Here is a 19,317-nt window from a genome sequence, read left to right on the forward strand (position 1 = left end):
TGCAGTACGGCCAGGCCTGTTCACACCTCTCGCGGTGAGGTGAACCCTTCGGCTCTGTACAGTCGGCACGACAAAAAAAGGGGGTCAGATCAGGTCCAGGATCTCCTCGAAGGTAGCATTCTTCGGGACCCAGACCATCTCGCCGGTATAGTTCAGTCCGGCTGTGGCGCGGAGGTCCTGGAGGTCGTAGAGCCTCGGACCGTACTGGTACTCCGCCATCTGGTACCACCATGCCGGATACCCGGGTTCGTCCACGGCCTCCGTCTCCGGATCGGTGATCAGCCTGTTGGAATATTTCACGACGAGCATTGCCGAGAGGTCCTGCCATTCCTCGATGACCCCATCGGCCCGTGCGACCGTGAAGTTGGTGAGGAGGCGGCGGGCGGCGTCCTCGTCTCCGCCGGCGATCAGGTCGGTGGCGCGGGCATCGATCTCCTCCACCTGCCCGATCGACTCCGCTTCGATGGCGGACTGACGTGCCTGGATATCTGTGATCATGGCGTCGTATCGGAGCATCGCCCAGTTCGAGACGAAGTCGAAGGTCCAGTAGGCAGCATCGGGGTCATACTCTGTCCGGTTCCCGATCCTGTATGAGTGCGAGATGCTCTCTGCACCCGCATACATTGGCGTGTAGACCGTCTCATAGGCCACGGCAGGGCCGAACCAGAGCACGCCGCCGACCGGGTCGGGGAGGTCGGAGCGTGCCTCGACGATATAACTGTAGCTGCAGAATATCGCCGAGACCGGCCGCGGGTTTGCGCCCGCACGCACCTGGATGAAGGATTCGTTCTGGAAATCGGTATGGGCGTCGGCCGGACCGAGGCAGCGGTATGGGTTCCCGAACGGGCCGGCAGCGACGCCTTCGGTCAGATCGAATTCCGTCCCCTCATAATGGTCCCTGAAGAGCGAGAGCGCCGTTGTGCGGTTCACCTTCTCGTCGGGAACGATCGTGAACGGGAGGGCGTTCGTATAAGAACCCGTCACATATGGGCTCAGGTTCAGCGAGGGTGCAAGCCTGTTCTGGATGCTCCAGACCCGCATGATCGAGTAGTAGGGGTGAGAATACTCGCCATAACTGGTGGCTTCGAGCCAGTCAAACGCACCCTCGGAAGGGGACCAGAGCCCGTAGTCTTCGGCGATCCCGAAGAGGTCCCTGGTGTAGAGGGTGTCTGGATCTCCCTCCTCGACCGTGCGGATCCTGAACTCGTTTCCAGCGACGAACACCTCGCCGTCCGGGATCTTCTGGGCGACCCAGAGGCCGCCGGTGCCCGTCGGGCTGGAGCACATCTCGATGACCCATGCCTCCTCCGGATCGGCAAAGATCAGGGTCTCGCCGGTGCCGTAATACCCGTAGGTGTCGATGAGGTCGCCGACCAGCTCAATCGCCTCCCGTGCGGTCCTGCAGCGCCCGAGCGCAACATTCGAGAGTTCGGAGGAGTAGAAGATCCTCTTCCCCTCCTCTGCGTCGAGTTCGACTTTGGCGTAGTCGGTGCACTCGGCGCTCAGGAGCTGGTGCTCGTTCATCATGCCATAGGAGGATGTGTAGTAGGCATAGGTATGCGGCACCTGATCGATGTAGCCGAGCACCCATTCCGAGGCCTTCCCGTCCTTGCCTCCGGCGGCATCGGAACCACTGTTGGGGTCGAAGAAGACCGGCCTCTTCGCCCCCGCCTCATGGTCCGCCGCCGGGATATAGGTCAGACGAATATCGTCGATATGCCGCCAGTCCATGCCGACACCATCGTTGGTGTGACCGAGATACATCGTGCCCTCCTCCGAGGCACCGGGGGTGACGGCAAAGATCGTGCACGCCGATACGGGCGCCCATGCCAGAAAAGCAATCAGCAACAGGAGTGCTGCTGTACGGGGTAGATTCATAACAGATTCTGGGAATACGGTGAATAAAAGGGTGTGGATTCTGTTTTATTATCATTCCTGCATCTGTGTGGTGTCAGGAGGGCGGATGGAAAGATCCGGTGTGTATGGCCACTAAGGGATCCCTCTCCGTGCGGATCGTAAGCCGACAATATGGGTGTTTTTTCCGATTCCGGAGTTTTGTATCTTCTTGATCTGGCCGTGTTTGGGAATCAAATCATTCTGCCGGTATTTCTGTGAATCAATCGATTATAATGGGGTATATCGGCCCGAGAATGGCTGCCGAGAACTCTTTGAGACGCATGACCCGACCGGAGAGACTGCGTATGGTTTGTGGACCGTGGCAGAGGTCGGATACTGGTTGGAATCGGATTGTCTTCCTGAATTATTTCCAGATTATGGCTGCTTCTGTCTCTATTCGCCCGGGCGGTGGATGGGCCCTGTCATCCGCTCGCCTTCCCCGACGGGGCGGACATGGCGTTTCATTAACTCTTAAGAATGGGTAAATGTCTTTTTTATGGGAAACTGCCGATAATTCTGCGTCTTTTGTGTGTATAAAAAGCAATTCCTAAATACGATCAAAAAAGAGGGTACATTGATCATCTCATCTCCTCCCGATCGAATCATACCACGAACTGCCGTCTTTCCGACCAACGACAGGGATCCACCATCAAATGAAACTGCTCACCAGAGTTGCTCTCATCACCATCGTCGTGACCGTGGCACTGATCGCAGGAGTCTATGCCGTATCCCAGTTCTTCCTGATCCACAACCTGGAAGAGGCCGAATATTCGTCAATGGAGACCGCCGGCACGCTGGTCCGCCACACCGTCGAGGAGGAGGTGGAGACGCTCGCCGTATTCTGCCGGGACTGGTCGTACTGGGACGATACCTATCAGTTTATCGGGAACGGCAATCAGTTGTATATCGACTCCAACCTGGGCGTTGAGACCTTCACCAACTCCAATCTCGACTGCATCCTCTACTATGACTCTGCCGGTTCTCTGGTCTACGGTGTCTTCTATGACGACGCAACCGGTGCACTGATATCGCCGTCGCCTGCAGACCTCTCGGTGATGGACTCCCTATCGATCAACCGCCCATTGGAGGGCAATGTCGAAGGGATTGTCACATTTCCCGATGGCCCGATGGTGCTGGCCGCAGAACCTATCCTGACCTCGCAGATGGAGGGTCCGGTCGCCGGCACCCTTGTGATGGGCAAGAACCTCGACGACGACCTCATCGCAGAGATCTCTGGGGTCACGCTTCTCCCCCTGAGCATCTATGCACCCGGCGACGATACTCTCTTCTCCGGCCTCTCCTCAGGTCATCTCCCGAAAAACGGCGATGACGTCTCCGTTATCCTGAGCCAGGACGGAGAGAGCATCTCCACCCTCTCTGTCATCACTGATATTAACGGTGCGACGGCCGCGGTCATCAGGGTCGACATGCCGCGCACGCTCTACCAGGATGGCATCGCCTCGGTCATTCCGCTCCTCCTTGTCGTCATCCTCATCTGCTCGGGGGCCGGATTGATCCTGATCTGGGCGCTCAATCGGACGCTGATCTCTCCCCTCACCCTGATGAATGCAAATGTGCAGAGAGTCCGGAGTGACTGTGACTACTCCCTCCGCCTCCCCCAGGAGGGGATCGAAGAATTGAACACCCTCTCACAATCGATGAACGCCATGCTCTCGTCCATCGAACGCTCCAGTGCCCGGCAGGCGGAATACGAGGAATCACTCAGGGAATCGGAAGAGAAATACCGGCGCCTCTTCACCTCGGCCAATGACGGCATATTCATCCTGAGGGAGGGGAGGTTTGAGGAGTGCAACGCCGCCCTGCTTGCCCTGACCGGACAGGGACAGGACAAGATGCTGGGTAGTTATCCGTCCGATTTCTCACCAAAAGTCCAGCCCGACGGACGGAACACCGCCCGGGCCTGTGCCGACTATTATGCCCGTGCATATGGGGGCGAATCCCTGAACTATGAGTGGCAGGTACAGAGGGCGGACGGCACGCTGGTCGATGCCTGGGTCACCCTGAACCGGTTTGATCTCAGGGACGGACCCCGCCTGCTCGGAGTCGTCCGGGACATCACCGCCGAAAAATCCCTGGACCATCTAAAGGCAGAGGCATTTTCGCAGATCGAAGAGAACCTGGAGCAGTTTGCCATTCTCAACGACGAGATCCGAAACCCCCTTCAGGTGATCCAGGCAACGGTCGAACTCAATGGCTATGCTACATCCGACCTGATCAAGACGCAGGTCAGGATCATCAACGACCTGGTGGACCGCCTCGACCGCGGCTATGTCGAGTCGGAAAAGGTGCGCGATTTCCTTAAAAAACACTATGGCATTGGTGAACAGAAAAAAATTAGAGATTCCTGAGCATATTTCCGAAATGGGGCAGAAAATCCTTTTTTCGTGACATGACGCCCGGAAGTCTCAAGGGCTGCGTGTTCATCTCACATTTTGCAAGGTTGACCTCATCAGCCGCTGCGAAGAGGTCACTCCCATTCTCAAACACATTGGTGAAGAGGGCGACGAAAAAATCTGCCCCGGTCTCCTGCCTCAAATCGGTCACCAGCTCCCTGATCTCGTCGGCTCGCTCCTCGCTGAACGCAAATGAGGGAACCGTCACCTGGGCGATCACCACCTTCCTGCCAAAGAGTTCATAGTGCTTGGTATCCCGCATGAGCAATTCGCGGAGGGGCACGCTCTCGAGATCGATCCCGTGCCGGACGAGTTCGATCCCGAACTCTGCGGCGTCAACACCGGCGATCCCGGCAAGATACTCGACGGCACGCTCGTCCTCTGGTGTCGTCGTCGACATCTTCAGGGCAAGGGTGTCGGAGAGGATGCCGGCGAGCAGCAGACCTGCCGTCGCCGGTGCGGGTTCGATTCCGCTCTCGATGAACTTCCGGGTGACGATCGTTGAGGTGGAGCCGACGGGGTCGTTCAGGAACCGGATCGGTCGCAGGGTGGTGATCGCACCCAGGCGGTGGTGGTCGATGATCTCCCGCACGTCCGCCGTCTCGATCCCGTCCACGGCCTGTGAGAACTCGTTGTGGTCGACCAGGATCACCGATTTCTGGACATCGTCGACGAAGGTGTTGCGTGAGACCATGCCGAGCAGGCGGTTGTCTCCGTCCACCACGCAGGCCGTCCGGTATTTGGAATTTGTCACCACGTCCTTGACATATTCCAGGGGGTCCGACATCCCGATCCGCGGGACGTCGGTCGCCATCACCATCGAGGACGGAAGGGAGAGGTTGATCATCTTGCCCACGCCGAAGGCGTCGAGGGCGGTGGCGAGGACGGCAACATTCTGTGCCCTGGCGGCATTGATCACCCGTTCACCAACCGGCGAGGCGTCGGCGATGATCAGGGCTGCAATCCCTGCCGAGATCAGCGCCAGCTGGGCGGGTTCGTTGTCCCCGACGATCGCCACATCGCTGGAGGTGAGGCGCGTGAGAGAGACGTGCAGGGCGTCGATTGCAATATAGACCCGGCCTTCCAGGAGGTCCATGCCGGGCACCAGGATCTCCGCGTCCAGGATCTTTGCAAGCGTCTCCAGTTTGATGGGGGTGATGGAGAGCTGCTGGATCCTGGTCCTGGTCACATAGGCGCGCGCCAGACCGTGCTCTGAGACAAGGCCGAGGAGTCGGCCTTCGTCGTCGACGATCGGCATGTTGCGGACGCCGTGTTCATCCATCAGGGCGACGACCTCTATCGTCGGGCGGTCCACACCGGCGCTGATCGGGTAGGTGAAGGGGAGGTCGGAGACATTCGGTTCGACACTCTCGATGAAGAGCGGTGCCTCGACTCTGAAACGCTCGAGGGCAAACCTGGTCTCCGGGTTGATCTCCCCGCAGCGTGCGGCCACATAGCGGTCGTCTTCGCCATGGTTGAGGAGTTCGGCATAGCCGATAGCGCTGCAGATGCTGTCGGTGTCCGGGTGTTTATGTCCGATCACATACACTTTGTTCATCGTCATCCCCCGCCGGCGGGCGGTCGTTCCTGTGTACTCTTGCCCCCGCGGCCTCTTATCACCTTTCTCTCAGGCAACTGCCTCTGGGTGGGTGACGGCGGCAGGGAGCAGACCACCAGGGGAGGTGTTGATCAGGGGAAACCAGCAGACCCGGTCGATATCAGGGGACGACAGTAGCAGGAGGGAGATCGTGACGGCCGGGGGGAGGAGCACCGGCAGGGAGAGGGGATGAAGGCCCGGGCAGGTGATCACGATCCCGGCAAAGAGGCTCCAGAATATGGTGCAGAGGAAGAGCGAGGGGCGTTCCCCGATGGCGGTGGTGGTGATATGGGCGCGCCGGTCCGGCCCGATATCGGGGCATGGTAGAGAAGAGGTGCATCGCCGGGGTGTGCAAGCGCCTCGCCGGGTATGATAGAGAGCACATTCGACTAAAGTCGAGCACTGGAGGAGGTAGAGGGTGTAGGCGGGATTGACAAATTGCCGGGGAGAAGCCATGCCCGGGGCAAACCCGACCACATAGGTGCCGCCCGTATAAAACCAGAAGCGCCTGCGTGACACCAAGAGGGCGAGGGGTGCATGGGGCCTCATCCCCCCGGGCAGCATGGTATTGGCAAGATCGCGCCCGAGAATGCGGGGTGCGGAGGGCTTCACCTTCCTGCGGTGCACGATGAGCGGATCGGCGGCGATCGTCCGTGCCATCCAGCGGTACGTGTCTGCCGCCGTCCGAACAAAACTGCAGAGTCAAAAGACGTCTTCCCTGATATCGCCCGGGAAGAAGAGGGAACTGAAGAAATAGGTCCTGCTCCCTCGTTTAAAGATGCGGTACAGCCGTCTGTCGATCACGCAACTCCTCTTCTCTCCCCATATCCGTCCTGATCTCCCGGTCCACAATCTGTGATGAGATGAGGGTCATCGGCACCCCGATACCCGGGTGGGTATACTGTCCGGTGAAATAGAGGTTCTTCACATGCCTGCTCCGGTAGGCCGGCCTGAAGAGGGCGGTCTGCCAGAGGGTCTGGGTGAGGCCGAGTGCAGTGCCGCGGTAGGCGTTGTATCGTCTGGTAAAGTCTGAAAGGGCGAAGATGCGTTTCACCTCCACCTGCTCCCGGATCGGCCGCCCGATCTTCGCCTCCAGGTCGTCCAAGATACGCTCTAAGAACGCCTCGCGCCTCTCCGGCGAGTCCTCGAGCCCGGGTGCCAGCGGCACCATGACAAACAGGGTTTCGCATCCCTCTGGCGCTGCCGTGGTGTCGGTCTTTGAGGGGACGTTCACATAATAGGAGGGATGCTCCGGCCATGCCGGCCGGCCGGTGTCAAAGATGTGGTCAAGGCCTTCGGCCCGGTCGCGCTCCAGGAAGAGGTTGTGATGGGCGAGTTCGGGGATCTCTCCGGAGACGCCGAGATATGCCACAAAGGCCGAGGGCGCCATCACCCGTTTCTCCCAGTAATGACGGGGATAGGTGCGGCCCTCATGCGGCAGGAGGTCGAGTTCTGCATGGGCATAATCGGCATTGACGATGACGAGATCGGCGCCGAAGGTGGCCTTTGTGGTGCGGACACCGATGGCGGTGTCCCCCTCCACCAGGATCTCCTCGACCGGTTCGTCATAGCGGAATATCACCCCGGATTTCCATGCGATATCATGGATTGCATCAACGACCTGTCTGATCCCCCCCTGTGGGTACCACACCCCGAGCGTGAGGTCGATATGGGACATGATATGGTAGAAGGCCGGCGTGTTTTTCGGCGACCCGCCCAGAAATCCGATGGAGTACTCGACGACCTTTTTTGCCTCGTCGCTGTAGAAATACCGACCCACAAAGGAGTCCAGACTTTCGAGGGCATGCATCTTCGTGCCTTCAAGAACGAGTTTTCTGTCGAAAACATCGAAGATCGTGCGGTAGTCCCGGTAGATCAGATCCTTTGAGACCTCATACATCTCTGCCGCCGACTGGAGGTAGTCCCGAAGCCGACTTCCCCCGCCCTCCTCGAAGGTGTCGAAGAGGGCGATGGTCTTCTCCGGGTCAGAGGAAATATCGACGATACGTCTGTCCTCGAAGAATATCCGGTATGCCGGGTCGAGGAGGACGAGGTTGAAGTGCTCCTCAGGTGCGGTGCCGAGTGCGGCGAAAAATGTCTCGTAGACGTCTGGCATCAGGTACCAGGAGGGCCCCATGTCGAAGGTATACCCCTTCTCGGTATAGATCCCTGCACGCCCCCCGGGTCCTTCGTTTTTCTCAAAAACCGTAACATTATGGCCATTTTTGCCCAGCATGGCTGCGGCAGCCAGCCCGCCGAATCCGGCGCCGACGATGCAGATTTTCACAGTGTCCCCCCATCTGCCAAGGCAGATACTGCAAGGGAACGTTTCTCACATATATACGTTGTGCATGGATCCCGCATGTGGAAAGTCTGGATACCGGAAGTGGAGAGAAAAGAGAATTATTTTTTCAGAGTCAGTCCTGCAGAGAACGCCCGGGCGATCTCCGGGCCCGTCGCATGGTAGGTGCGGGCCGCCGAATCGTAGAGGAACGGTTTAATCAGTCCGATATCGGGATGCCCGCTCTCTCCGATGACGGCATCGTCGACCTTCACGTCCAGGATCTCCCCGATGAACTGGGTGTGAACCCCGATCTCGACGCTCTGGCTCATTCTGCACTCAAGGACCACCGGGAACTCCCTGATATAGGGGGCATTCACCAGGTCGCTTCCCACCGCCGTCAGACCGGCAGCGGCGATCTTGTCCGTGTTCCGCCCTGACTCGATCCCGAAGTAGTCGGCCTCGGCGACATAGCGCTCCGGCGGTATGCAGACGGTGAAGGCGCCGGTTGCCATGATGTTCTCATAGGTCTTTCTGGACTTCTGCACCGAAACGGCCACTGATGGGGGGTTTGATGAGCAGATACCGCCCCATGCGGCGGTCATGGCGTCCGGGTTGCCGTCGGCGTCATAGGAGCAGACGATCAGCACCGGGTGCGGGTAGAGCAGGGTCTTTGCACCGAGTGAATGTTTCATGCCCTACAGGTGGACGGCAGAGATAAAAGTCAATTGTGCCCGGGAAAAAAGGATCAGGATCCCCGGGAATGGTTATTCGTTGACCTCGCTGATGGCGAGTTCATACATCCAGTCCAGGATCAGGGGGCACTGCTCGACCACGCAGTCCAGTTCGCAGGCGACACAGGGGATCAGCTCCTCGCCTGCCATCAGCAGGGAGGGGTCGGCCTCCTGCTGTTTCACCTTCAGCTGATAGGTCTTGATCCCCTCGTCCCGGTATTCGATGCGCTCGATCAGACCGGCATCGTCGAGTTTCTTCACGAGCCGGGAACATTTCCTGCTATCGATGTTCAGAAGTTTCCAGAGTTCGCTCTGGAGCACCCCTTCAGGCCGGGACTGGATGATCCTGAGTGCCTCATCTTCAATGGACGGCATATACTTCAGATAAGCGGAGAGATTGTCAGAATATTGTTACCCCTGATGACCACGGTGCCGAGGCTGCGCCCCCTCTGGTCGCCGGTGTACTCGATCGTCTCCTCCATGTGGAGATTCAGGTGCTCATCGACTGCGATGAGTCTCCCCTGTAAACTTCTCCCTTCGTCCTTGATCTCAACCACAATTTTGGAATCAACGAGAGAATATACCTTTTTCACCGGCAGAACAATACTGTTGACCATCTGTGGTTATGTGGTGGTGGAAAGTATTTAATTTTTCCATCGGGCTGGAATGCCCGATTTGCGTGTAAATGGCCTCGTTCGGGAGATGTTCCCTGATCACTGCCGCCGCTCTCCCTTCACCGCTGGCACATGAATGCCGGGTCGTCATAGAGGTCTGCAGGCCCTATGAGCATCCCTTTTGCCATGCTAAAGCCCAGACAGGCGATTTTTTTGCAGACCGGCGTCATGTCGCAGAGACTGACCGGCAGCAGCCCTTCGCCTGCCGCCACCCCGAGCGTCTCGACGGTCGGGGGGAATCCCTTGCCTGTCCTGAGGATCATCACGGGATCCGGGCCAGAACCAGCCGATGCTGCCGGTGTGCCGTCGGAGCGGACGACGGCGGTGATCAACGCCCCCTCGTCCACCGCCTGGAGCAGGGCACAGGATTCGGCGGGGAGGGCAAAGGTTTCGCCAGTCTCCGTTCGGAGATGGAACCCTGCTGCTGTGACCGGATCGCGCCGGAGACCGGGCATGATGAAGTGATCGGCACAGGTGCGGCAGAGGACCGGTGTCAGTGCATGGGGCGGGGCGCCTGCCGTCAGGAAGACGAGCACCTCTTCGTCGTCCCGCTCCTCGATGAGGAGGTCCACCTGTTCATACCCCGCGCCGGCGTTCAGTCCGATCTCATCTGCCGTTTTCCGGCAGGCGGCGGTGATCTCGTCACCGAGCGATCCGGTCTTATCGTCCGACGTCACGATGCATATGATCCGCCCGCCGGCGCGTGTCGTGAACGAATCGATGATCCGTTTCCCGTGCTCTGCCCTGAGCATCTTTGCCGCCGTCTCCGCAAGCAGTGGGTGTGCCCGCAAACCGTCCGGGTAGCCCCCCGCACGGATCGATATGACCGAGAGACGGATCATGCCTCTCTGCGTGCGAAGCACTCCCTGACCCGTCCGATCATGTTCATGGAACCGACATAGATCGGGGTGCGCTGGTGGGCGGTCCCGGGTTCCACGTCGAGCAGGTTCTGCCGACCGTTGGTGATGGCGCCGCCCGCCTGTTCGGCGATGAAGCCGATCGGATTTGCCTCGTACATCAGGCGGAGTTTGCCGTCCGGTTTGCCCTTCAGGGCCGGATAACAGTAGATGCCGCCATATTTGAGGATCTGGTGGAAGTCGGCGACATACGACCCTGTGTACCGGAGTTTTGCCCCCTCTTTCTCGATTTCGGTGATGAACTCCGCGTGCTCGTCGGTCCAGTCCGGTCTGGCGCCGCCGGTGCCGTAGAGGTTCCCCTCCGGCATCCGCACCTCCGCCTCGAGGAGGCGGTAGACGCCGGTATGGTCCAGCGCGAAGATGTAGACGCCCTTCCCGACGGTGATGGTGAGGGTGGTCATGGGGCCGTAGAGCATATAGAGTGCCGCCACCTGGTGCCGACCGGGCTGGAGCACCTTTCCGCCGTCATAGATCCCCACGATCGTCCCGACCGCAAGGTTCGTCTGGATCAGGGACGATCCGTCCATCGGGTCCATCACGACGGCGTAGTCATATTTTGCATCTGAAAACGTCCGGATCTCGTCCTGCTCCTCGGACGAGAGTTCGCGCACCAGTCCGGACTCCTCCAGTACCATCGTGATCCGTTCATCGGCCCAGGTGTCCATTGCCGCCTGCTGCTCGCCGTAGACGTTCTCGGTGCTGGCATAGGACTGGTGGGTGATGAACGCCTCCCTGATCGGGACTGCCTGCAGGGCGATCAGTTCGATGAGGGTGGTGAGTCCCTCGTCGCATCCGGCAGACTCCAGATAGTCATGCAGCGTTGTCATGGTCTTCTCCACGCTTTCTGTATCGGGCCTCTTCTCTTAAATGATCCGGTTCCGGACAGAAAAAAGAATTAATTTTTCCCCTTCAGGATGGCAAGCGCCTCTTCAAGGGGTGCGTTGTCGATGGTGACGGCCGATATGGCGTTGCACATCCTGACCGCCTCCTCCAGGGACTTCTGGTGGATGTTCCGGCCGGTGGCATTGCCTGCACATCCGCCCGTGTGGATCTGTTCATGGAGTTCTTTCAGGAACTTTGCCTCGTCGATGCTCGACCCGCCGGCGCAGACCACATGGGTCCGCCCTGCGGCCATTGTCGCCTCCTTGAGCAGTTCCGCGGAGGTGGCACCCTCTCTCTTGGGAGCGTTCACCTTCACGAAGTCCGATCCCAGGCAGGCGGCGACGCCCGTCGCCCCGGCGATGAGGTGCGGGTCCTTCTCGTCCTTGACGGCCGAACCCCGCGGATAGATCCAGAGCACGGTGAGCAGGCCGTTCTGGTGCGCCTCGAAGACGACCTCTGCCGCCTCCCTGAGCATTGCATCCTCGAACTCGGATCCGAGATAGATCGTGTAGCCCACGGCGGCGATCTTCAGGCCGCTCTGGTTGCGGAGGCGGACCACCTGCTCGACGTTTGTGATCCTCGGGCTGAGCGGGTCTTTCTGGGCGGTCTTGACCAGGTTGGTCTTGGAGTTGAGTTTGACCAGGTACGGGATATCAGGATAGTCCTGGCCATAGCGGGCGACCAGCCCGATCTGGGTCGCAAAAACACCGATGCGCCCCTCGTTTGCGATCCTGAACAGGTGTTCGGGGTCGGCGTCGTCCTCGTGGATCCCCTCGCCGTAAAAGTCGTCGTTCAGGTGTTCGACCTTCTGATCCCCTGCAAAGAGCATCAGCCGTCCGCTTCCCTGGGTGATCAGGGTAAAATTCTCAATATAGGTATCCCTTGCCTCGCCGGGGACGTCAGCGGGGACGGATACGGTAAACTCCGCAGTCATACAGACTCAATCATTGCACCCACTACTTATGTCTTACTGGGCGGGATCCCTGACTGGTGCCGGAAAAAGAAAGCAGATATTGAAATTATTACAGGTTTTCAAGGATTTCCTGGCAGGTATTGATGGTCATCTGTGATCGCGCCAGCATCCGGGAGGCGAGCATGGGCGCAACCTTGGGGTCCAGGCTGATGGCGCGGTTGTAGCATTCCATCGCCTCCATATAGGGGTCGATGTCCAGGATGCCGACTGTGACTCCTTCTTTGCCGAGGTCTGAATACATCGTCTTCATCTCCTGCTCCATCAGGATGGAGATCGAGAGGAGGGCATCTCCCTTCTGGATCCAGGCGTCGGTGTCGCCCGGTGAGATGGTCACGATCTGATCATAATACTCAACGGCCTCCTCATATCGTCCAAGCCCGATGCTGGCGGCACCAGCCCGCTCGAGGGCGCCCAGGTCGGAGGGATCGATGGCGATCGCATCGAGGGCGCAGGCATAGGAGGTGTTCATGTCGCCCAGGCGGTAGGCGGCAATCGCTTTTCCGGCCAGGGCGGTGGCATCGGACGTGTTCTCGATGATGAGCAGGTCGTAGCAGGCCGATGCCTCCTCATAATTGCCAAGGGCCGTGAGCGCCGATCCCTTCTGCCTGAGCAGTTCGGTGTCCGCCGGAGCGAGGGGAGTGACCGTATCCACCCATATCACAGCGGCGTCATGGAGACCGACGGCGTTCAGTGTCCCGGCGACGGCGGTGCCACTGTCCGAAACCGTCGAATTGATGAATTCCGGGTCTTCCGAGGATCTTTCCTGAACATAGAACGCCCCGGCGGCGACCACGATCATGAGCAGGAGGACCCACTTCAGTTTCATGAATTGCTGTAGGACTCTCAATAATAAAGGTATTGTTATTCTACAATCTACTGATTATCACTTTGAATAAAAATGGGCTTTAAATTCAGATTTCATCAGGATTCCTGCTCAAAAAGAAAGAGTGGGGTTCAGCTCCCCTGAAGGGACGTGGCGATGTCGGCATACATGGGCTTTTTCTTCGCCTCAAACGCCTCTTCAAGAGCCACTGAGAGTTTCCGGATCGCTTCGATGTCCTTGGTGCGGGCATAGGTCGCCTCCCTGAGGTCTCCGGCGAGTTCGGCAACTTTTTCATCCTTTTTCCCGGCGAGTTCGGCCCGTTTGATCAGTGCGGCGGCCTGTTCAAGCGTCCTCCGGTCGTCATGGGAGAAGAGGATCTCCCATGAGAGACGCTCGAACTCCTCCAGACCCTCGTCAGAGAGGGAGGCCTTCACCCGCGAGAAGGCGGTGTCGAAGTGGGCGGGTGTCACCCGCACATTGCCGATGGCGTCTGTCCGCTCCTCGGCCGATTTCGTCCTCATCGTGGCGATGAACTCGCGCATGGCGGCAAGTTTCGCCTCCCTGACCAGGGCCTCGATGTCCGCCCCGACAAAGCCGTCGGTCCGGTCCACCAGGTCATCGATCTTCACGTCGGCGGCCAGCAGGTCCCCGGTGCCCTCCAGGTAGACCTCAAAGATCTTCCTGCGGCTCTCACGGTCGGGGGGCGGGACATAGATGATCCGGTCCAGCCGACCGGGCCTGAGCAGGGCGTCGTCGAGCATGTCCGGACGGTTCGTCGCACCGAGCACCATCACGTTCTTCAACTCCTCCAGGCCGTCGAGCTCGGTGAGGAGCTGCGAGACCACCGATTCGGTGACATGCGTGGTGTCGGAGAAGGAGCCGCGTTTTGGCACCAGGGCATCGATCTCATCGAAGAAGATGATCGAGGGGGAGGCCTGGCGGGCCTTGCGGAAGATCTCCCGCACGCCCTTCTCCGATTCGCCGACCCACTTCGAGAGGAGTTCAGGGCCCTTCACCGAGATGAAGTTGCACTCGCTCTCATTTGCCGTCGCCTTGGCGAGCAGGGTCTTGCCGGTGCCCGGCGGACCGAAGAGGAGGATGCCCTTCGGGGGTTTGGTCTGCATGCGGGTAAAGACCTCTGGGTACTTCAGAGGCCATTCCACCGCCTCGGTCAGTTCATTCTTCACCTCCTCGAGTCCGCCGACATCACTCCAGTGGACGTTGGGCACCTCGACGAGCACCTCGCGCATCGCCGAGGGTTCGACGTGCTTGAGGGCCTCGTCGAAGTCATCGCCGGTGACCCGGAGCTGCTCGATCAGTTCGGCCGGGATCTCCTCCTCGATCTTGATCTTCGGGATCACCTGACGCAGGGCATGCATCGCTGCCTCCTTGACCAGGAGGGCGATGTCTGCACCTACAAAGCCGTGGGTGATGTCGGCCAGGCGCTGGAGGTCGACGTTCTCGGCCAGCGGGACGCCGCGGCTGTGCACCTGGAAGATCTCGTGGCGGCCCTTCCGGTCAGGGATGCCGATCTCGATCTCGCGGTCGAAGCGCCCGCCCCGGCGCAGGGCCGGGTCGATGGCATCGGGGATGTTCGTCGCCGCAATCACCACCACCTGGCCGCGGGACTTCAGCCCGTCCATCAGGGCCAGGAGCTGGGCGACGACCCGACGCTCCACCTCACCCTTCGTCTCCTCGCGTTTGGGTGCGATCGAATCGATTTCGTCGATGAAGATGATCGTCGGGGCGTTCTCCTGCGCCTCCTCAAAGACCTCACGCAGCCGCCCCTCCGACTCGCCGTAGTACTTGCTCATGATCTCGGGGCCCGAGAGCGTGATGAAGTGGGCGTCCACCTCGTTTGCCACCGCCTTGGCGATGAGGGTCTTGCCGGTGCCCGGCGGACCGTAGAGGAGCACGCCCTTCGGAGGTTCGATGCCGAGGCGCTCGAAGATCTCAGGGTGGCGGAGCGGGAGTTCGATCATCTCCCTGACCGTGTCGAGTTCGCGGCCCAGGCCGCCGATGTCCTCGTAGTGGACGCCGGAGATCTCCTTGCGCTCTCCCTTCTCAGGTTTGTAGGGCGTTTCCTTCAGCTCCACCTGCGTCTGGTCGCCGATGATGGCGATCCCCCGCGGGGTGACCTTCGCGACGACAAAGGTGAGCGGGTTGCCCAGGACGTTGATCCTGAACGCCTGCCCCTCGACGACAGGGCGACCGTTCATCAGCCGCTTCAGGTATTGCTCGCCGCCCACCAGCCGTATAGGCTGTGTCGGCTGGAAGACGACCTTCTGGCCGTATCCGGCCTCGACCTTCCGGATCCTGACGGTGTCGTCGATCCCGACATGGGCGTTGCCGCGGATGTTGCCGTCGATCCTGATGACGCCCCGCCCGATGTCCTCGGGGAATCCGGGCCAGACGATCGCCGCCGCCTTCTGCTTGCCCTGGATCTCGATCACGTCGCCGGAGACAAGACCGAGGGCCTTCATCACGTCGATGCCGATACGGGCGATGCCCCGTCCGGCGTCCTCGTGATAGGCCTCTTTTACTGTGAGTTCAATCTGATCATTCTGCATTGGGATACCCTCCCGGGTGTGATTTACCCAAAGTTAGTGGCGATTATATAAAAAAGTTTCTGCTATCCCTCTGCCCGGGTGCAGGTGATGATCTCTCTCTCGGTCACAATATGGTCCATTTTTCGGTCAAAGGGTTCGCAGGGGACGGAAACCATCTCCTGACAGGAAAAGGCGAGACCGATCACCGGTACGCCTCCTGCCCCGGCGAGGAACCGGTCGTAGTATCCGGCGCCATATCCGAGGCGGTTGCCCGAATGGTCGAAGCCGACCAGGGGGACGATGATGCAGTCGATTGCCTCTCTGCGGGCGGGGATCTCGCTGCCGATCGGTTCGGGCACATGGAAGGTGCTTTCGACGAGGGCCGAGCGGTCCCTGAGATAGGAGAGACGGAGACTCCTGGTCTCCTGCTCGATGATCGGTACGACGACATCGGTGCCGTCGGCAAGAAGGGCGTCGATGAGGGCGTCCGTCTCGACCTCCGGGGGCTTTGATACATAGAGCATGACGGTGCGGGCATCCCTGAGGAGAGGGAGGAGGAGGCGGTGAATTGCTCTGCTCATTTCCCTGATCTCTTCTGTGGAGAGGGTGAAACGGCGTCGTTTCGCCTCTTCCCGGAGTTCCTGTTTTCTGGTTGCCCCTGAGGGGGGCGGCGTATTCATCACCATCAGTTCCCTTCTCTCTGGTATATGGTATCTGCCATTCAGAAGGAGTCCTGGAACGCCCTGAGGGCCGGTGCCAGGATGCGGGTCTTGCCCATGACCCCGGCGATCAGGATGGTGTCCAGGATCTCGTCTCTGGTCGCCCCCTCTTTCAGGGCGGCGCCTACATGGACCTTCACGCATTTGTCGGCGCCGGCGCCCGCTGCAGCGGCGATCGCCACCAGTTCGGCGGTCTTTGCATCGAGGTGCGGTGGCCGGGCAGTGTGATAATCCCCGAGGACCGAGAAAGCGAAGGATTCCGGGCGCTCACGCATCAGTTTGAAGATGAACGGGACGGTGCCGAGCCATTCTTCGGTCTCTGCAAGGATGTCGTCGCTCATCCCGTCTGCACGGGCGCGGAACTCATCGATGATCTTCCGGTCTTCCGGTTTCATGCAGGAAGATCCGGGCTGGATCATTATTATTCTGCCTCTATAGTCCGACGAGCGGGCGGGGCAGATAGATTGGAGGGTGTCGGCATCTTCCTCCGGGAGGGGAGACCCCTCCCGGACCCCCTTCACAGCGATAGGGGCGGGATTGATGGGATCGGTCTGAGGGGTCGGGAGGTATTGATGACCAATCTCAGGTTTATGCCGGGGATCGTGGTCATGGAGCCCTCCCGTCCGGTGCGGGCTGAGAATGTTCGATTCCCTGAGAGTGAGAGAAATCTGATTCGTCGGCGGTCTGGACTGGAATGATATGGTTTCGCTTTCCTATGCCGGTGCCTCCAGCACAGGTGTGATGCAAAAAAGGGGAGTCAGAAGTGGAAGTTTTTGTTGACGATCTTGAGTGCGCAGTAGTCGCCGCACATCGTGCAGCCGTCGGTGTCTGCCGGCATCCGCTCGTCTCTGATCTTCTTTGCACGCTCCGGGTTCATTGCCACCGCAAACTGGCGGCCCCAGTCGAGGTCGCGGCGGGCATGGCCCATCTCGAGGTCGGCATCGCGCTTCTTGAGTTTGATCATGTCGCCGGCATGGGCGGCGATGCGCGAGCTCATCACGCCCTCATAGACCTCCTCAGGGGTGGGCAGGGCGAGGTGCTCGGCCGGGGTGACATAGCAGATGAAGTCGGCGCCGTAGGCCGAGGAGAGCGATGCACCGATGGCGGCCACGCGGTCATCGTATCCAGGGGCGATATCGGTCACCAGGGGTCCGAGCATGTAGAAGGGCTTGCGGTTCGTCACGCGCTTCTGGACGATCACGTTCGCCTCGATCTCGTCGATCGGGATGTGTCCCGGCCCCTCGATGATCGTCTGCACGCCAAAGTCATTGGCCCTGTCGGCGAGTTCGGCGTTGATGATCAGTTCCTGGAGCTGCGCCCGGTCGGTGGCGTCATGCACGGCACCGGCCCGCATGCCGTTTCCGAAAGAGAGCGTCACCTCATGCTCCTTGAGGATCTCCAGGAGATAATCGAACTCGGCGTAGAGCGGGTTCTCCTGCTCGTTGTGGATCATCCATGCGGTCATGAACGCCCCGCCGCGGGAGACCAGTCCGCCGTGGCGCCCCTGGTTTTTCAGGCGCTTCATCGTCTCCACGTTGATGCCCGTATGGATGGCCATGAAGTTCGTGCCTGCCTTCGCCTGTTCGGCCGTGATCCTGAAGAGGTCGTCGGGGTCCATGAAGACGACGCCGCCCTTGTCCCGCGCCGCCTCGATGAAGGCCTGATACAGGGGCACCGATCCCACCGAGAGGCTGGTGTTGGCGACGACCCGCCGCCTGATCTCCATGAAGTCCCCGCCGGTGGAGAGCTCCATCAGGGTGTCGGCGCCGGCCAGTTCGGCCTGTTTTGCCTTCTCGATCTCCATGTCGATATCGACGATGTCGGTTGAGGTGCCGATGGAGGCGTTCACCTTCGTCCGCAGCCCTTCGCCGATGCCGCAGATCTTCACATCACGGTAGGGAGAGACCGGGATGGTGATATGGCCGCCGGCAACGCCGCGCCTGATGAACTCCTCGGTCACGCCTTCCTGCTCTGCGACGATACGCATCTCCTCGGTGATGACGCCCCGTCTGGCATCCTCGATGATACTCATGCCCATGATGTGGGGAAAAAGAGCAGATAAAGGCTTGTATTTCCGTATCCGGGCACAAATTTTGTTGATCGCTCCTCAAGTAATTTTGTTTACCTTTGGGAAAGGAAATTTTGGTACTCCCGTTCTCTGTATGGGCGCTCACGGGATGAAGCGCCGGATCCGGGCATGCGGCATGATGTCGGGGTTTTTTCTGGCGGGGACGGGAGGGGTCTCCCCTCCCGGATCGGTTCCATGCAATGTCGCACAGGCCCGAAATGATTCCAGGTTCACCCGCCCGCGGCAACGGCGACTGACTCGCTCCGGTTTCCCGGATCGCCGTGTCGGGGAACGAAGACTGCCAGTGCCGGATCGATCCGGCAGGCCCGCGCAAAACAGTCATCGGCCTCATCAAACCGTTCCAGGTTCCAGAGGCTGATCCCCTTTGCGAACAGCACATCCGCGTCCCCTGGATCGAGGGCGAGGGCGGCATCATAACACTCGAGTGCCCCCTCATACTGGTTGAACCAGTTGTTCAGCCACATCCCCTTGAAAAACCATGCCGAGGCGTTCTCAGGGTTCCGCTCGATTTCCGCATCCAGGCACTCGATCGCCTCGCAATACTGTGCATACCCCTGCTGGAGGGAGGTGTTCTGGTCATATCCAGGAGACCCGCCGGCGGATCCGAGGCATCCGGGGGCAGTGGCGATGATGATGAGCAGAAGAGCGGCGATGAGGCGTCGGTCCATGGACTGATAGTCGTGGTGGCCAATAATAAATCGAACTGATGGTCCGGTGGGGGAGATCGCAGGGCGCCTTCATGCCGTTTGCCCGGTTCATCCTCCCCAAC

General features: G+C 59.8%; 17 protein-coding genes. 1 reads left to right on the forward strand and 16 read right to left on the reverse strand.

Features of this window, described 5'->3' with window-relative positions:
• Positions 1 to 84: 84 nt before the first annotated feature.
• Positions 85 to 1,878 (reverse strand): dipeptidase, encoded by a 1,794-nt coding sequence (locus CUJ86_RS05035; protein ID WP_130646471.1) that lies wholly within the window; start codon positions 1,876 to 1,878, stop codon positions 85 to 87.
• Positions 1,879 to 2,549: 671 nt separating this feature from the next.
• Here CUJ86_RS05035 and CUJ86_RS05040 point away from each other — a divergent pair.
• Complete coding sequence (locus CUJ86_RS05040) at positions 2,550 to 4,265, forward strand: CHASE4 domain-containing protein (protein WP_130646472.1); 1,716 nt, start codon at positions 2,550 to 2,552, stop codon at positions 4,263 to 4,265.
• Here the strand turns inward: CUJ86_RS05040 and CUJ86_RS05045 are convergent.
• From CUJ86_RS05045 to CUJ86_RS05120, 15 genes are all read right to left on the reverse strand, one after another.
• Positions 4,252 to 5,868 carry a putative manganese-dependent inorganic diphosphatase gene (locus CUJ86_RS05045; protein ID WP_130646473.1) on the reverse strand — a complete coding sequence of 539 codons (1,617 nt, stop codon included), beginning with the start codon at positions 5,866 to 5,868 and terminating at the stop codon, positions 4,252 to 4,254. The two genes, CUJ86_RS05040 and CUJ86_RS05045, sit on opposite strands and share 14 nt — an antisense overlap.
• 69 nt (positions 5,869 to 5,937) lie before the next feature.
• Positions 5,938 to 6,567 (reverse strand): UbiA prenyltransferase family protein, encoded by a 630-nt coding sequence (locus CUJ86_RS05050; protein WP_130646474.1) that lies wholly within the window; start codon positions 6,565 to 6,567, stop codon positions 5,938 to 5,940.
• A 112-nt stretch (positions 6,568 to 6,679) separates the two neighbouring features.
• Positions 6,680 to 8,194 (reverse strand): phytoene desaturase family protein, encoded by a 1,515-nt coding sequence (locus CUJ86_RS05060; protein WP_130646475.1) that lies wholly within the window; start codon positions 8,192 to 8,194, stop codon positions 6,680 to 6,682.
• Between the two features lie 116 nt (positions 8,195 to 8,310).
• Positions 8,311 to 8,883, reverse strand: a complete 573-nt coding sequence (locus CUJ86_RS05065; protein ID WP_130646476.1) for a flavin reductase family protein — start codon at positions 8,881 to 8,883, stop codon at positions 8,311 to 8,313.
• Positions 8,884 to 8,955: 72 nt separating this feature from the next.
• Complete coding sequence (locus CUJ86_RS05070; protein WP_130646477.1) at positions 8,956 to 9,297, reverse strand: winged helix DNA-binding protein; 342 nt, start codon at positions 9,295 to 9,297, stop codon at positions 8,956 to 8,958.
• A gap of 5 nt (positions 9,298 to 9,302) precedes the next feature.
• Positions 9,303 to 9,539: an LSM domain-containing protein gene (locus tag CUJ86_RS05075; RefSeq protein WP_130646478.1), complete on the reverse strand. Its 237-nt coding sequence runs from the start codon at positions 9,537 to 9,539 to the stop codon at positions 9,303 to 9,305.
• Between the two features lie 116 nt (positions 9,540 to 9,655).
• Positions 9,656 to 10,438 (reverse strand): fructose 1,6-bisphosphatase, encoded by a 783-nt coding sequence (locus CUJ86_RS05080; protein ID WP_130646479.1) that lies wholly within the window; start codon positions 10,436 to 10,438, stop codon positions 9,656 to 9,658.
• On the reverse strand, positions 10,435 to 11,340 hold the full coding sequence (locus CUJ86_RS05085; protein ID WP_130646480.1) for a class 1 fructose-bisphosphatase: 906 nt from the start codon (positions 11,338 to 11,340) through the stop codon (positions 10,435 to 10,437). The genes CUJ86_RS05080 and CUJ86_RS05085 overlap by 4 nt, the downstream gene beginning before the upstream one ends.
• Positions 11,341 to 11,408: 68 nt before the next feature.
• Complete coding sequence (locus tag CUJ86_RS05090) at positions 11,409 to 12,329, reverse strand: beta/alpha barrel domain-containing protein (RefSeq protein WP_130646481.1); 921 nt, start codon at positions 12,327 to 12,329, stop codon at positions 11,409 to 11,411.
• Positions 12,330 to 12,417: 88 nt separating this feature from the next.
• Positions 12,418 to 13,194 carry a tetratricopeptide repeat protein gene (locus CUJ86_RS05095; protein ID WP_130646482.1) on the reverse strand — a complete coding sequence of 259 codons (777 nt, stop codon included), beginning with the start codon at positions 13,192 to 13,194 and terminating at the stop codon, positions 12,418 to 12,420.
• Between the two features lie 128 nt (positions 13,195 to 13,322).
• Complete coding sequence (locus tag CUJ86_RS05100) at positions 13,323 to 15,761, reverse strand: CDC48 family AAA ATPase (RefSeq protein ID WP_130646483.1); 2,439 nt, start codon at positions 15,759 to 15,761, stop codon at positions 13,323 to 13,325.
• A gap of 62 nt (positions 15,762 to 15,823) precedes the next feature.
• A complete protein-coding gene (locus CUJ86_RS05105) occupies positions 15,824 to 16,426 on the reverse strand; it encodes a 5-formyltetrahydrofolate cyclo-ligase (protein ID WP_328590947.1) in 603 nt (200 codons plus the stop codon).
• Between the two features lie 35 nt (positions 16,427 to 16,461).
• Positions 16,462 to 16,854, reverse strand: coding sequence for a carboxymuconolactone decarboxylase family protein (locus CUJ86_RS05110; protein WP_130646484.1), 393 nt, complete (start codon positions 16,852 to 16,854; stop codon positions 16,462 to 16,464).
• Positions 16,855 to 17,216: 362 nt separating this feature from the next.
• On the reverse strand, positions 17,217 to 18,491 hold the full coding sequence (gene thiC, locus CUJ86_RS05115) for a phosphomethylpyrimidine synthase ThiC (protein WP_130646485.1): 1,275 nt from the start codon (positions 18,489 to 18,491) through the stop codon (positions 17,217 to 17,219).
• 266 nt (positions 18,492 to 18,757) lie between these two features.
• On the reverse strand, positions 18,758 to 19,216 hold the full coding sequence (locus tag CUJ86_RS05120) for a tetratricopeptide repeat protein (protein WP_130646486.1): 459 nt from the start codon (positions 19,214 to 19,216) through the stop codon (positions 18,758 to 18,760).
• Positions 19,217 to 19,317 lie beyond the last annotated feature (101 nt).

The organism is Methanofollis fontis (assembly GCF_004297185.1).
GTDB lineage: Archaea > Halobacteriota > Methanomicrobia > Methanomicrobiales > Methanofollaceae > Methanofollis > Methanofollis fontis.